Raw genomic sequence first — 12,863 nt, 5'->3', positions numbered from 1 at the left:
TAATCTCGATTTTAAGCATTCGTTGCCGCGCCATCAGTTGCCTCTTTGTCGCTGACTTGAGCAGGTTTTTTTTCATAGAAACGGGCAATAAATAAGCCGAGCTCATACAACAAAGACATAGGAACTGCTAACAATAATTGCGACAAAATATCGGGGGGCGTTACGACTGCAGCAACGACAAAGGCACCGACAATCACATATGGACGAATTTCTCGAAGCTTAGCTAAGGGTACAACACCCATACGCACTAATACCACGACAACTACGGGCACCTCAAAGGTAATCCCAAATGCTAAGAAGGTGGTCATTGCAAAACTTAAATAGTTATCGATATCGGTCAGCATTTCGGCGCCTAGCGGAGCGTTGTAGTGCGCCATGAATTTAAAGACGGTGGGGAATACTAAAAAATAAGCGAACGACATACCAATAATGAATAAAGAATAACTACTAACGACCAAAGGCACGATTAAACGGCGTTCGTGGGTATATAGTCCAGGCGCAATAAAAGCCCATAGTTGATACATCACTACTGGCAAGGCAATGACAAACGCAACCAACATGGTAACTTTCATCGGCACAAAAAAGGAACCTGTAATGTCAGTCACGATCATTTTTCCACCGCTGGGTAAAGCTGCTAATAAAGGCTGGGCAAACAAATGAAAAATTTCCGGCGCCCAATACACCAAACTCATAAAAATGATGATGATGGCAAGCGCTGCTTTAATAATGCGGTCACGCAGCTCAACTAAATGCGAAATAAAAGTTTCTTGCAAGCCCTCACTGGCTGGAGAAGCATTATCTGAATTGGTATTGGCTTGCTGGGTATTGTCCTGCTGCGTATTATTATGGGCGCTAGGGTCATGCATGATTTAGTCTCAACATTATTGCGCGGCGCTATGCCGAAACCGCTTCATACGTGCCGCTCCCGACTGCACCCGCAGCCGTACTCCAGAGGCATGTTTGTACCACAGTGGCCGCGCTGCTTGGCGAACTCGCCAACTGGCACGGCCTTGACGCAAGCTATCACGAAATACTTTGTTTTCATCAATCTGCAAACCAACTGGAAAAGTATTGTTACTGGTGGAATAGTCGTAGCTATCAGCTTGATCACTTAAGTGCGCACCAGCTTCGGTAAAAGTAGAGCTTAAACTACTTTCCACATCTTTAATGGCTGCGGCACTTTCTTCACGCAACTTTTTAAATTCATCTAAGTCAATTTGTCGATTGACTTCACTGCGCACCTCAGCCATATAGCGTTGCGCTCGACCAAACAAATTCCCTGCCATGCGGGCTAGTTTGGGTAAACGCTCAGGTCCAATGACCACTAAAGCTACCACTGCTATTAAGGCAAGCTTTGAAACCCCTAAATCAATCATTTACAGGCGATCATGAAAACTATTTATTCAGATCTTTGGCTTGCACATCGACCGTTTTTTCTGCGGCATTGGCAGTCTGTTGGGGAATTTGTTCAGCTTTAGCTTCCTCGCTGGTTTTCATGCCATCTTTAAAGCCTTTCACCGCGCCACCTAAATCGGTACCAATATTGCGTAATTTTTTGGTACCAAAAACTAGCATCACAATAACCAACACAATTAACCAGTGCCAAATACTAAATGAACCCATTTCTTTCTCCTTAAATCAATCAGCTTGCTTACTTTTTCCAGGGCCGCTCACCGCCCATCACATGCAAATGTAAGTGATAGACTTCTTGCCCGCCATCTGCGCCATTATTGACCATTAAACGAAAGCCGCCATCTTCACCCGGTCGACAACCTTGTTCTTGAGCAAGACGAGGGGCTAATGCCATCATTCTACCTAGCAAAGGGGCGTCAATGTGCGTTGCCGACGCTAGCATCGGTAAATGCTTTTTAGGAATCATTAGAAAATGAACTGGGGCTGCCGGCTTAATATCGTGAAAAGCGAAAATTTCATCATCCTCATAGATTTTCCGCGCCGGAATTACCCCGGCAATAATTTTGCAAAATAAACAATCCGGATCATGGCTTAAAACGCTCATACGGGTTTTCGACCGGCTTTTTCAGCTATGCCTGAAACCCCTTCACGACGCGTAAGCTCGGCTAACACGTCTTCTGGGCGGAGATTAAATTGCGCTAGGGCAACTAGGCAATGGAACCATAAATCGGCCATTTCCCCAACCAAAAGCGCTTGCATTGCGGGGCTTAAATTGGCCTGTCGAGAATCTTTTGCCGCCATTACAGTTTCGGTGGCCTCTTCGCCAATTTTTTTCAAAATGGCATCGTCGCCCTTGCTGAATAGGGCGGCGATATACGATGTACTTGGGTCTGCGGTACCATTTTGTAAAGCGACACGACGCTGTTCTACAACATCAGCCAAATGGGCTAAGACAGCATCTAGATTTGCATCGGCCGACATTTTTTTATTTACCTGAGTCATTGGCTAATTTTATGCCGTCATTAAGCCAGCTTGCGCTAGCAGCATCCCAGACCTGGAAAAAACAACTGTGCGCCCCGGTATGGCACGCAATCCGGTCTTTTTGGATGACCTGCAACAAGAGGGTGTCACCATCACAATCAAGGCCAATAGCCTCAATGGTTTGGGTGTGCCCTGACTCTGCACCCTTGTGCCACAGCTGATTGCGTGAGCGCGACCAGTAGACCGCCTGCCCCAAACGCAGGCTAGCTAATAAAGCCTCACGATTCATCCAAGCCATCATTAAGACATCGCCTGAGCCAACTTCTTGAGCAATAACGGGTACCAGGCCTTGCTGATTCCATTGAATTTGCTCCAGCCAAGGGCCGCTTTGCAAAGTAGGTGTGGGTATAAATGAAGTCATAAATGGTATTTTGACTTATTTCCTTATTGCCTTACGGCAATGCCCTGACTGGCCATAAATTCTTTTGCTTGTTTAACGGTGAAATCACCGTAATGAAAAATACTTGCAGCGAGCACAGCATCAGCATGTCCCTTGGTAATGCCATCAACTAAGTGCTGTAAATTACCTACCCCGCCAGATGCAATGACCGGAATAGGTACTGCCTGACAAACTGCCGCCGTTAATGCCAAATCGAACCCGTCTTGGGTGCCATCCCGATTCATGCTGGTGAGCAAAATTTCACCAGCTCCGCGTTGACTTACTTCAGCAGCCCAAGCCAAGACGTCGATTCCGGTTGCATTACGGCCGCCATGGGTAAATACTTCCCAAAAACCAGGTGCTGTTTGTTTGGCATCAATTGCTACCACGATACATTGTGAACCGTAATAGGCAGCAGCTTCGGAAACCAAATCAGGATTATGTACCGCTGATGAATTCATGCTGACTTTATCAGCGCCTGCATTCAACAAGCGGCGCACGTCTTGCACAGTACGAACGCCACCACCAACGGTAAGGGGTATAAATACCTTAGCTGCTACGGCTTCAATAATAGGTAATAACAAATCACGACCATCTGAAGTGGCCGTGATATCCAAAAAAGTTAATTCATCGGCACCTTGATCGTTATAGCGCTGGGCAATTTCAAGTGGATCACCAGCATCACGCAAACCAATAAAATTCACACCCTTCACTACCCGCCCTGCTGTAACATCTAAGCAAGGAATGATGCGCTTAGTTAACATCAATAGCCATGATCATGGTTGGGCATGCCGCAATTTTTCTGACAACTGGTCGGCATATTGCTGCGCTACTGTTAAATCTAAATCGCCCGCATAAATTGAACGTCCTGCAATCACGCCCATCACGCCTTCGTTTTCAATCGCACACAAGGCATCGATATCGGCGTTACTAGATAATCCCCCACTAGCGATGACGGGAATTCGCACAGCTTGCGCCAATTTTAAAGTCGCTTCGAGATTAATCCCTTGCAACATGCCGTCGCGACCAATATCGGTATAAATAATGGCTTCAACTCCATAGTCTTCAAATTTCTTACCCAAATCTATTACCTCATGCCCAGTAAGCTTGCTCCACCCGTCGGTGGCAACTTTACCGTCGCGCGCATCGATACCAACCATAATATGACCACTAAATGCAGTGCACGCATCTTGTAAAAAACCGGGATTTTTTACTGCTGCTGTGCCAATAATGATGGTTTGAATGCCATCATCTAAGAAGCGCTCAATGGTTTCTAAATCGCGAATACCACCACCGAGTTGAACGGGTATTTCATCGCCTACTGCTTTTAAAATCGCTTTAATCGCTAATTCATTTTTAGGTTTGCCCGCAAAAGCGCCATTTAAGTCAACTAAATGTAAACGCCGTGCGCCTTTGGCAAGCCAGTGTTTTGCCATCGCAGCTGGGTCTTCAGAGAAAACCGTGGCACGCTCCATGTCGCCTTGTTCTAAACGTACACAGTGACCATCTTTGATATCAATTGCAGGTATTAGCAGCATAATAAAATCGATATAGGTAGTTAATCTAAGGTTGCCAAGCGACAAAATTACGATACAGCATTAAACCGTATTCTGCACTTTTTTCCGGATGAAATTGGGTCGCAAAAATATTATCACGCGCCACGGCAGAAGCAAACCATGTGCCGTATTCGGTTGAACCCACGGTGTCTTCTGGGTTGGTTGGCACAGCATAATAGCTATGCACAAAATAAAAATTACTAAGGTCGGGTATACCAGTCCAAAGAAAGTGAGGCTTATCTTGCCGCACTTGATTCCAGCCCATATGGGGGACTTTAAATTCTGCGCCATCGGCCTGCAAGCGACCAGCCAAAGCAAAACGCTCGACCTTGCCAGAAATTAATCCTAAGCACGGCGTCGCTGTTGCTGTAGAGGATTCAGCGCTACTGTCAAAGAGCATTTGTTCGCCCACACAAATGCCTAATAGGGGTTTAGTTTTTGCGGCAGCTAATACAGTCTCAAGCAAGCCAGAGGTATGTAAATGCTTCATGCAGTCGGGCATGGCTCCTTGTCCAGGCAGAACTACCCGTTGAGCTTGCTGAATTTCGGCAGCAGTGCGCGCGATTAAAATCTCGGTATTGGGTGCCACTTGCTTAAGCGCCTGATAAACCGAGCGCAAGTTTCCCATGCCGTAATCAACGATGGCAATATGGTGTGCCAAAGCGGCCTTCAGTTTTTGGTTTTAAAGGGTGCATCTTGCTATTCTCAACTGGTTTGAAAATAATTACAGACTTCCCTTGGTGGATGGAACAAGACTGGGAGCGCGCGGATCAATCGCTAAAGCCATGCGCAAAGCACGCCCAAAAGCCTTAAAAACTGTTTCGATTTGATGATGTGCATTCACGCCGCGTAAATTATCAATATGTAAAGTAACCCCCGCATGATTCACAAAACCACGGAAAAACTCAATACTTAAATCGACATCAAAATCGCCCACGCGCGCGCGGGTAAAGGGCACATTAAACTCGAGGCCCGGGCGTCCAGAAAAATCGATCACCACTCTTGATAGCGTCTCATCCAAAGGCACATAAGCATAGCCATAACGGGTAATGCCCGTTTTATCGCCGACCGCTTTGGCAATTGCCTGTCCCAAAGCAATGCCGACATCTTCGACCGTATGGTGATCGTCAATATGGGTATCTCCATTGGCGCTGACCTTTAAATCAATCATGCCATGGCGCGCAATTTGGTCGAGCATGTGATCAAGAAAGGGCACACCAGAGGCTAATTCAGCCTGTCCAGTACCATCCAGATTGAGCGCAATGTGGATTTTTGTTTCTGAGGTGTTGCGTGTAACGTCGGCTTGCCGCATGCTTCAGTGCGCCGAAAGGCGAAGTATTGATTGAAGACTCATAATATCATTCTCACTTGCCCAGCACTATCCCTTCACACTGCACCCCCTAACACCACCCTAAACCCATGAGTCGCTTTTGGAGCCCTGTCGTACACACCCTTACCCCCTATGTGCCTGGTGAGCAGCCTCAATTGAAGCGGCTGCTGAAGCTCAATACCAATGAAAGCCCATACGGACCTTCGCCCATGGTGCTCGCAGCCATTGCTGAGCAAAATACGCCTGATTTGCGGCTGTATCCCGATCCTCATGGTTGCGAACTAAAGCAAATCATTGCCGAGCAATTCGGCCTAGCGACTGAACAAATTTTTCTAGGAAATGGCTCTGATGAGGTCTTGGCGCATGTTTTTTTAGGTCTTTTGAAGCACGAGCAAGCTGTTTTATTTCCGGATATTACGTATAGTTTTTACCCGGTGTACTGCAAGCTATTTGGCATTCAGGCGCAAACTATTCCCTTAGGAAGTAATTTTGAAATTTGCCTAGAGGACTATGCCAAGCCGAATGGCGGGATTATTTTTCCTAACCCCAATGCGCCTACCGGGCGCGCTTTAGCAAGCAAAGCCATAGCTGGCCTAATTCAAACTAATCCCAATTCAGTCATCGTGATTGATGAGGCCTATGTCGATTACGGTACGGAATCTTGCGTGCCACTATTGCAAGGGGCCGGCTGCCCAGAAAATGTATTAGTGATTCAGACGCTCTCAAAATCCCGAGCCTTGGCAGGTTTACGGGTGGGTTTTGCCATGGGTCATCCCCGCCTCATTGAGGCCTTAGAACGGGTGAAAAATAGTTTTAATTCCTATCCCTTGGGACGTTTAGCGCAAGCTGGCGCACGCGCAGCTATTGCAGATCAACAGTACTTAGAAGCCATGTCCGCTAAAGTGATTGCTACCCGCCAGGAATTAATTGCCGCTCTTGATCGACTAGGTTTTAATACCATTCCCTCGACTGCCAATTTTGTTTTTACCCGCCACCCCAAACATACTGGCCTTGAGTTATATCAAACTCTCAGGGCCAGAGGGATCGTCGTGCGGCACTTTAATTTACCGCGCATCGCAGATTTTTTACGCATTACGATTGGCACAGATGAGCAAAACGCTGAACTCATTCAAGTATTGCAAGAAATTGTTTAGTATTTATTCAGCGCTAAGCGCCAGGTTTTTTGAGACGCATTTCTGCGGCGCGAGCATGGGCTTGCAAACCTTCACCATGGGCGATGGCACTAGCGATTTGACCTAAGGTTTGCGCACCGGCTTCGCTTACTTCAATCATGCTTGACCGCTTAATGAAATCGTACACACCTAATGGCGAAGAAAAGCGTGCCGTACGGGCGGTTGGTAATACATGGTTTGGTCCGGCACAATAATCGCCCAACGATTCACTGGTGTAGTTACCCATAAAGATGGCGCCGGCGTGGCGAATCAACTCTGCCCATTGCCGCGCATTTTGTGCACAAATTTCTAAATGCTCAGGTGCTATGGTGTTGGCAATTTCACAAGCCTGCTGCATATCATCTACCTGGATGAACAATGCCCGCTTCGCTAAAGAAGCGCGAATGACTTCTTGGCGTGGCATTTCCGGCAAGAGTTTTTGCATACTCGCATCGACTTGATTGATAAAATTGACATCAGGACAAACTAGGATTGATTGGGCCAGCTCATCATGTTCTGCTTGTGAAAATAAATCCATTGCCACCCAATCGGGATTACTAGTGCCATCACAAATAATTAAAATTTCTGATGGTCCTGCAATCATATCGATCCCAACCTGACCAAACACCCTGCGCTTAGCAGCAGCAACATAGGCATTGCCAGGTCCGACGATTTTATCGACCGCAGGAATCGTGGCTGTGCCATAAGCTAAAGCAGCAATTGCTTGAGCACCACCTATAGTAAACACCCGATCAACTCCAGCTAAGCACGCTGCTGCTAAGACTAAATTATTGCGAACGCCAGCGGGAGTTGGCACCACCATAATGACTTCAGCTACCCCAGCCACTTTGGCTGGAATAGCATTCATTAATACGGATGAGGGATAGGCCGCTTTTCCCCCTGGCACATAAATACCTACTCGATCCAGCGGAGTCACTTTTTGTCCCAGCCGCGTACCATCGGCTTCGGTGTAATCCCAAGTTTGACAACCAGCATGCAAGCGTTGCTGATCATGGTAGCTACGAATACGCTTGGCTGCACTATTCAGAGCCTGAGACTGGTCTGCGGGCAATTGCAGGTAAGCCTTTTCAAGTTCGCTAGGCAGAATTTCTAAAGCGCGGGCGGTTTGCACCTGCAAGCGATCAAATTGACTGGTGTACTTAAGTAAAGCCTGATCGCCATGAGTTTGAATTGCTAGAATAATTTCCGCTACCTTAAGATCAATTGCGACATCTTCCGCAAGCGGAATAGATAGGCTAGCTAATAGGGTTTGCTGAAAATTAGCCGCACCGCTTTCAAGCCGCTGAATTTTCACACTTGCGCTCATGGCTGCAATTGGTCTAGAAGAGGCTGTATTTGGCTACGCTTACGTTTGTAAGCAGCCTGATTAACAATCAAGCGCGCGCTAATATCAGCAATGCGCTCAACCTCAACCAAGCCATTGGCTTTTAAAGTATTGCCCGTTGAAACCAAGTCGACGATCGCGTCAGCCAAACCAACTAAAGGCGCTAACTCCATCGAGCCATATAACTGAATGGTGTCAACATGAACGCCTTTGTTGGCAAAGTGATCGCGCGCGCAATTTACATATTTAGTGGCCACACGTAAACGCGAGCCCTGCTGAACTGCTGCAGCGTAATCAAAGCCAGCGCGGACAGCAACGGACATACGACATTGCGCAATACCTAAATCAAGTGGCACATATAAACCTTCGCTGCCTTTTTCAAGCAAGCTATCTAAGCCAGCGACGCCAAAGTCAGCACCGCCAAATTGCACATAGGTCGGTACGTCGGCAGCCCGCACAATAATTAGGCGAACATCGGCATGCGAAGTCTCAAGAATGAGCTTACGTGATTTTTCAGGATCCTCTAAGGGCCGAATTCCAACCCGACTGAGGATTGCCATTGATTCTTCGAAGATACGCCCCTTCGAAAGGGCTAGAGTTAACTTCATCAGGCAATTATTTCATGCGCTGGATGTTCGCGCCTAATTGTGTCAATTTTTGCTCCATACGATCATATCCCCGATCGAGATGGTAAATACGCTCAACTTGGGTTTCGCCTTGCGCTGCCAAGCCAGCTATGACTAAACTGGCTGAGGCCCGCAGATCGGTAGCCATGACAATAGCGCCTGAGAGGCTTTCAACCCCTTGGGCCATGGCAGTATTGCCATCAATCGCAATCTCGGCGCCCAGGCGATTGAGTTCCTGCACATGCATAAAGCGGTTTTCAAAAATGGTTTCGGTCATGGTGGCGCTGCCACTGGCTAGGGCATTTAAGACCATAAACTGCGCCTGCATATCGGTCGGGAAAGCAGGGTATTCCGAGGTTGCAAAACTCACTGCCTGAGGGCGACCAGCCATACTTGCCTTAATCCAATCGGGGCCGATTGCCATTTTTAAGCCCGCCTCTCTCAGCTTCGCTAGCAAGGCCTCTAAATTATCAGGGCGGCAGTGCTTCACCAAAATCTCCCCCCCTGTGGCGGCTACAGCACATAAAAATGTACCGGCTTCAATGCGGTCCGGAATAATGGTGTGTTGCGCGCCATGCAGTCGTTCGACTCCCTCGATCACTAAACGCTCGGTGCCCAAACCTGAAATCTGGGCTCCCATCTTCACGAGTAATTCAGCCAAATCACCAACCTCGGGTTCGCGTGCTGCATTTTCTAAAATGGTGGTGCCCTGAGCCAAACAAGCCGCCATTAATAAATTTTCAGTGCCAGTAACCGTAATCATGTCGGTCAAAATTGTGGCTCCCAAAAGGCGTTCGGCTTGCGCCTGAATATATCCGTCTTTAATTTTGATGCTCACACCCATGGCCTTTAAACCTTTAATGTGCTGATCAACCGGTCGCGCGCCAATTGCGCAACCGCCGGGCAAAGATACCTTGGCACTATGCATTCTGGCTAACAAGGGCCCTAAAACCAAAATAGAGGCCCGCATGGTTTTGACCATCTCATAAGTTGCCTCGGGGCGCGGAATATGGGCTGCCTGTAAAATTATTCGACTGCGTTTAGTGGGCTCAGGGAAGCTAACTGTCACCCCCATTTGTTGCAAAATTTTGAGCATAGTACGCACATCTTGCAGGTCGGGTACATTCTCTAGCTCGATCGGTTCAGCGCTTAAGAGGCTGGCACATAAAATCGGTAAGGCAGCGTTTTTTGCGCCCGCAATTAAAACCTCCCCATGTAAAGGGGTGCCACCAATCATGCGCAACTTATCCATAGCGGCAGCGCTGATTAGGCCGGAGGATTTTCAAGGTATTCAGTCGGCGTAAATGCCTTAATAGAAAGTGCATGTACCTCGGCCTTCATGCGCTCACCCATCGCTGCATAAACCAGCTGATGACGCTGAACTAAGCGCTTACCTTCAAAATCAGGGCTCACAATCGTGGCATAAAAATGTTGGCCATCGCCCTCAACCATTAAATGAGTACAAGTAATACTCTGTTTAATGTATGACTCAATTTGTTCTGGTGTAGGCAACATGTTTATTCCAATTTGATTTTTAATAACGTAATTTGAAGCCCGTTTGTAATAAACGTACGGCAATTACTGAAACTGCGATAAAAAACCCGCCCACGATCATGAGGCTAGTCCATGGTGAAATATCAGACACGCCAAAAAAGCCATAGCGAAAACCATCAATCATATAAAAGAATGGATTGAAATGCGAAATCATTTGCCAAACTGGTGGCAAGCTATGAATCGAATAAAAAACCCCAGATAACATTGTCGCCGGCATGATTAAAAAATTCTGAAAGGCTGCTAACTGATCATATTTGTCGGCCCAAATGCCAGCAATTAATCCCATGCCACCTAATATCGCTGCGCTTAATAATGCAAAGACCACGATCCAGAGTGGATATTCAAAACTCGGTGGCACAAACCAGATGGTGATCAATAAAACTCCAGATGCTACTGCGATACCGCGCACGATTGCGGCCAGCACATATGCGGCATAAAACTCAAATGAGCTTAATGGCGCTAAGAGCACAAAAATTAAATTGCCCATTATTTTCGACTGAATGAGTGATGATGATGTATTAGCAAAAGCATTTTGTAATAAGCTCATCATCACTAAACCGGGCACTAAAAACGCAATGTAGCTAATGCGCTCATAGACCAGTACTTTGCCTTGTAAGACTTGTCCAAAAATCAACAAATACAGAATGGCCGTTAATACTGGAGCAGCCACAGTTTGAAAGCTGACTTTATAAAAGCGGAGTACCTCTTTATACAAGAGCGTAGGAAAGCCGCTAGCGTATGTAATTGGCATCGACTTCATGCTAAATCACGCGCCATGATATTGACAAAAACATCTTCTAGGTCTACGTCTGCACTGCCACTTTTAGCTGTAACCCCATAGCGGTTCAGTAAGTTTGCGGTGGTATCTAAGGCCACAATTTGCCCCTGCTTGAGCATCGCAATGCGTTGACATAAGGCTTCAGCTTCTTCCAAATAATGGGTAGTTAAGACAATAGTGTGCCCATCTTGATTAAGGCGGCTAACAAATTGCCATAAGGACTGACGCAACTCGACATCAACCCCAGCAGTAGGTTCATCTAACACGATAACAGGGGGGCGATGTACCAAGGCTTGTGCTACTAATACGCGGCGTTTCATGCCGCCCGACAGCGTCCGCATATTACTATTCGCTTTGCTGGTAAGGTCAAGATTGGCCATGATTTCATCAATCCAATCCTCATTATTACGTAGTCCAAAATAGCCTGATTGAAAACGTAAGGCCTCACGCACTGTAAAAAAGGGGTCGAAGACTAGCTCTTGAGGTACTACCCCCAGGAGTCTGCGCGCTAAACGGAAATCAGTTTGGATATTAGTATTCATCACCTCAACCAAGCCCGTGTCAGCCCGACATAAACCTGCCAAAATTGAAATTAAGGTCGTTTTACCTGCGCCATTCGGGCCAAGTAGGCCAAAAAATTCGCCCTGCTCTATTTCAAGCGAGATATCATTTAAAGCACGTAATTCACCATAGCTTTTAGAAACATGGTCAACCCGAATCGCTAGCGTCATGCGGGCAAGCCCAACAACTCTGCCACGCCATAAACGCGAGCTAAAACTGCTAACTTAGGTGGCGCATTGAGGATTAAAAAATAACCCTGATCTGCTAAGCGTTTTTTTCGCCAATTTAATAAAATTGCCAACAAGGACGAATCGAATTGATTCAGGTTGACACAATCAATTTCATTTACATGTGCCCAATTGGCTAAGCCATCAGCCTCAATCTGACTAGCATTTTTTAAGGTTACAGTGGCAGGCAAAAAATAGGGCATGAACGGAAATTGGCTAGTAAAAAATTAACTCGGCTTACCAGCGGCTAGTGCTTTATTACGCTCTTGCAAAAACTTAATCAGTCCATCGATACCATTTTGGCTAATTTGATTTGTAAATTGATTACGGTATGCCTCAATGAGCCAAACACCCATAATATTCATGTCATAGACTTTCCAGCCATTCGCAGTTTTTTCTAAGCGGTAATCTAAGGGCACCGGATCGCCACGCCCCAGCACCACCGTTTTAACAGTAACCTCTTTATCGTCTGCAGCTGCCCGCAAAGGCTTGAACTGGATTGTTTGCTCGCGTAATTGACTAATCGCGCCAGAATACGTACGCATTAATAATGTTTTGAACTCCTGAATGAGTTGAGTTTGCTGTTCGGGAGTTGCTTTTTTCCAATTCGCGCCCATAGCCATTTCAGTTGTCCGACGCATATCAGCATTGGGCACAATTTTCTTTTCAACTAATTCAACAATGCGGGGAATATTACCTTTTTGAATTTCGGGGTCGGCCTTCACAGCTGCCATTACCTCGCTTACCACCGCTTTAATCATGCCGTCAGGCGTTGACATATCGGGCGGAGTAACTGGGGCGGGACTAGTTACACCCTGCGCCAAGGCTACCGCACTCAACAAACAAAGTCCCCAAGCTATTACTTTCAACATGTTTACACT

19 protein-coding genes are annotated in these 12,863 nt (G+C 46.7%); 1 reads left to right on the top strand and 18 read right to left on the bottom strand.

Features of this window, described 5'->3' with window-relative positions; genetic code table 11:
- Positions 1-11: 11 nt before the first annotated feature.
- The 10 genes from tatC to hisB form a co-directional block, all read right to left on the bottom strand.
- The gene (tatC, locus tag LZG75_RS01960; RefSeq protein WP_233934861.1) at positions 12-866 is read right to left on the bottom strand and encodes a twin-arginine translocase subunit TatC; all 855 of its coding nucleotides are present in this window, start codon (positions 864-866) and stop codon (positions 12-14) included.
- 15 nt (positions 867-881) lie between these two features.
- Positions 882-1,376, bottom strand: coding sequence for a Sec-independent protein translocase protein TatB (gene tatB, locus LZG75_RS01955; protein ID WP_233923236.1), 495 nt, complete (start codon positions 1,374-1,376; stop codon positions 882-884).
- Between the two features lie 19 nt (positions 1,377-1,395).
- Positions 1,396-1,623 (bottom strand): Sec-independent protein translocase subunit TatA, encoded by a 228-nt coding sequence (gene tatA, locus LZG75_RS01950; RefSeq protein WP_233923237.1) that lies wholly within the window; start codon positions 1,621-1,623, stop codon positions 1,396-1,398.
- 28 nt (positions 1,624-1,651) lie between these two features.
- A complete protein-coding gene (locus LZG75_RS01945) occupies positions 1,652-2,017 on the bottom strand; it encodes a histidine triad nucleotide-binding protein (protein WP_233923238.1) in 366 nt (121 codons plus the stop codon).
- Positions 2,014-2,415 (bottom strand): phosphoribosyl-ATP diphosphatase, encoded by a 402-nt coding sequence (locus LZG75_RS01940; protein ID WP_233934860.1) that lies wholly within the window; start codon positions 2,413-2,415, stop codon positions 2,014-2,016. The genes LZG75_RS01945 and LZG75_RS01940 overlap by 4 nt, the downstream gene beginning before the upstream one ends.
- On the bottom strand, positions 2,399-2,815 hold the full coding sequence (hisI, locus tag LZG75_RS01935; RefSeq protein ID WP_233923240.1) for a phosphoribosyl-AMP cyclohydrolase: 417 nt from the start codon (positions 2,813-2,815) through the stop codon (positions 2,399-2,401). The genes LZG75_RS01940 and hisI overlap by 17 nt, the downstream gene beginning before the upstream one ends.
- Before the next feature lie 23 nt (positions 2,816-2,838).
- A complete protein-coding gene (gene hisF / locus LZG75_RS01930) occupies positions 2,839-3,597 on the bottom strand; it encodes an imidazole glycerol phosphate synthase subunit HisF (protein WP_233934859.1) in 759 nt (252 codons plus the stop codon).
- Between the two features lie 12 nt (positions 3,598-3,609).
- Entirely contained in the window at positions 3,610-4,371 is a 762-nt protein-coding gene (hisA, locus tag LZG75_RS01925; protein ID WP_233934858.1) for a 1-(5-phosphoribosyl)-5-[(5-phosphoribosylamino)methylideneamino]imidazole-4-carboxamide isomerase, read from the bottom strand.
- Between the two features lie 25 nt (positions 4,372-4,396).
- Positions 4,397-5,050 (bottom strand): imidazole glycerol phosphate synthase subunit HisH, encoded by a 654-nt coding sequence (gene hisH / locus LZG75_RS01920; RefSeq protein ID WP_233923243.1) that lies wholly within the window; start codon positions 5,048-5,050, stop codon positions 4,397-4,399.
- Positions 5,051-5,113: 63 nt separating this feature from the next.
- A complete protein-coding gene (gene hisB, locus LZG75_RS01915; protein ID WP_233923244.1) occupies positions 5,114-5,701 on the bottom strand; it encodes an imidazoleglycerol-phosphate dehydratase HisB in 588 nt (195 codons plus the stop codon).
- Positions 5,702-5,808: 107 nt separating this feature from the next.
- Between hisB and hisC the strand changes: the two genes are divergently transcribed.
- Positions 5,809-6,873 (top strand): histidinol-phosphate transaminase, encoded by a 1,065-nt coding sequence (hisC, locus tag LZG75_RS01910; RefSeq protein ID WP_233934857.1) that lies wholly within the window; start codon positions 5,809-5,811, stop codon positions 6,871-6,873.
- Between the two features lie 13 nt (positions 6,874-6,886).
- Here the strand turns inward: hisC and hisD are convergent, their stop codons facing one another.
- Genes hisD through LZG75_RS01870 form a run of 8 tightly spaced genes read right to left on the bottom strand, consistent with a single transcriptional unit; the run spans position 6,887 to position 12,854 of the window.
- Complete coding sequence (gene hisD, locus LZG75_RS01905; RefSeq protein ID WP_233934856.1) at positions 6,887-8,218, bottom strand: histidinol dehydrogenase; 1,332 nt, start codon at positions 8,216-8,218, stop codon at positions 6,887-6,889.
- Complete coding sequence (gene hisG / locus LZG75_RS01900) at positions 8,215-8,844, bottom strand: ATP phosphoribosyltransferase (RefSeq protein ID WP_233923247.1); 630 nt, start codon at positions 8,842-8,844, stop codon at positions 8,215-8,217. The genes hisD and hisG overlap by 4 nt, the downstream gene beginning before the upstream one ends.
- Positions 8,845-8,851: 7 nt before the next feature.
- Positions 8,852-10,114, bottom strand: a complete 1,263-nt coding sequence (gene murA / locus LZG75_RS01895; protein ID WP_233934855.1) for a UDP-N-acetylglucosamine 1-carboxyvinyltransferase — start codon at positions 10,112-10,114, stop codon at positions 8,852-8,854.
- Positions 10,115-10,128: 14 nt separating this feature from the next.
- Positions 10,129-10,377: a BolA family protein gene (locus LZG75_RS01890; RefSeq protein ID WP_233923249.1), complete on the bottom strand. Its 249-nt coding sequence runs from the start codon at positions 10,375-10,377 to the stop codon at positions 10,129-10,131.
- A 19-nt stretch (positions 10,378-10,396) separates the two neighbouring features.
- Positions 10,397-11,176, bottom strand: a complete 780-nt coding sequence (locus tag LZG75_RS01885) for an ABC transporter permease (RefSeq protein WP_233923250.1) — start codon at positions 11,174-11,176, stop codon at positions 10,397-10,399.
- Positions 11,173-11,925 carry an ABC transporter ATP-binding protein gene (locus LZG75_RS01880; protein WP_233923251.1) on the bottom strand — a complete coding sequence of 251 codons (753 nt, stop codon included), beginning with the start codon at positions 11,923-11,925 and terminating at the stop codon, positions 11,173-11,175. The genes LZG75_RS01885 and LZG75_RS01880 overlap by 4 nt, the downstream gene beginning before the upstream one ends.
- Positions 11,922-12,185: a lipid asymmetry maintenance protein MlaB gene (locus tag LZG75_RS01875; RefSeq protein ID WP_233923252.1), complete on the bottom strand. Its 264-nt coding sequence runs from the start codon at positions 12,183-12,185 to the stop codon at positions 11,922-11,924. The genes LZG75_RS01880 and LZG75_RS01875 overlap by 4 nt, the downstream gene beginning before the upstream one ends.
- A 24-nt stretch (positions 12,186-12,209) precedes the next feature.
- Positions 12,210-12,854: a phospholipid-binding protein MlaC gene (locus LZG75_RS01870; protein WP_233923253.1), complete on the bottom strand. Its 645-nt coding sequence runs from the start codon at positions 12,852-12,854 to the stop codon at positions 12,210-12,212.
- Positions 12,855-12,863 lie beyond the last annotated feature (9 nt).

This window comes from Polynucleobacter sp. IMCC30063 (assembly GCF_021395235.1).
GTDB lineage: Bacteria > Pseudomonadota > Gammaproteobacteria > Burkholderiales > Burkholderiaceae > Polynucleobacter.
Note: the sequence above shows the minus strand (reverse complement) of the source record. Positions and strands in the feature narration are given on the sequence as shown.

Coding starts and splice junctions, on each gene's coding strand:
- hisF (WP_233934859.1), bottom strand. CDS start 3,597: ATGTTAACTAAGCGCATCATTCCTTGCTTAGATGTTACAGCAGGGCGG.
- LZG75_RS01875 (WP_233923252.1), bottom strand. CDS start 12,185: ATGCCCTATTTTTTGCCTGCCACTGTAACCTTAAAAAATGCTAGTCAG.
- hisC (WP_233934857.1), top strand. CDS start 5,809: ATGAGTCGCTTTTGGAGCCCTGTCGTACACACCCTTACCCCCTATGTG.
- tatB (WP_233923236.1), bottom strand. CDS start 1,376: ATGATTGATTTAGGGGTTTCAAAGCTTGCCTTAATAGCAGTGGTAGCT.
- LZG75_RS01870 (WP_233923253.1), bottom strand. CDS start 12,854: ATGTTGAAAGTAATAGCTTGGGGACTTTGTTTGTTGAGTGCGGTAGCC.
- hisG (WP_233923247.1), bottom strand. CDS start 8,844: ATGAAGTTAACTCTAGCCCTTTCGAAGGGGCGTATCTTCGAAGAATCA.
- tatC (WP_233934861.1), bottom strand. CDS start 866: ATGCATGACCCTAGCGCCCATAATAATACGCAGCAGGACAATACCCAG.
- LZG75_RS01890 (WP_233923249.1), bottom strand. CDS start 10,377: ATGTTGCCTACACCAGAACAAATTGAGTCATACATTAAACAGAGTATT.
- tatA (WP_233923237.1), bottom strand. CDS start 1,623: ATGGGTTCATTTAGTATTTGGCACTGGTTAATTGTGTTGGTTATTGTG.
- hisA (WP_233934858.1), bottom strand. CDS start 4,371: ATGCTGCTAATACCTGCAATTGATATCAAAGATGGTCACTGTGTACGT.
- hisI (WP_233923240.1), bottom strand. CDS start 2,815: ATGACTTCATTTATACCCACACCTACTTTGCAAAGCGGCCCTTGGCTG.
- hisB (WP_233923244.1), bottom strand. CDS start 5,701: ATGCGGCAAGCCGACGTTACACGCAACACCTCAGAAACAAAAATCCAC.
- hisD (WP_233934856.1), bottom strand. CDS start 8,218: ATGAGCGCAAGTGTGAAAATTCAGCGGCTTGAAAGCGGTGCGGCTAAT.
- LZG75_RS01885 (WP_233923250.1), bottom strand. CDS start 11,176: ATGAAGTCGATGCCAATTACATACGCTAGCGGCTTTCCTACGCTCTTG.
- LZG75_RS01940 (WP_233934860.1), bottom strand. CDS start 2,415: ATGACTCAGGTAAATAAAAAAATGTCGGCCGATGCAAATCTAGATGCT.
- LZG75_RS01880 (WP_233923251.1), bottom strand. CDS start 11,925: ATGACGCTAGCGATTCGGGTTGACCATGTTTCTAAAAGCTATGGTGAA.
- LZG75_RS01945 (WP_233923238.1), bottom strand. CDS start 2,017: ATGAGCGTTTTAAGCCATGATCCGGATTGTTTATTTTGCAAAATTATT.
- murA (WP_233934855.1), bottom strand. CDS start 10,114: ATGGATAAGTTGCGCATGATTGGTGGCACCCCTTTACATGGGGAGGTT.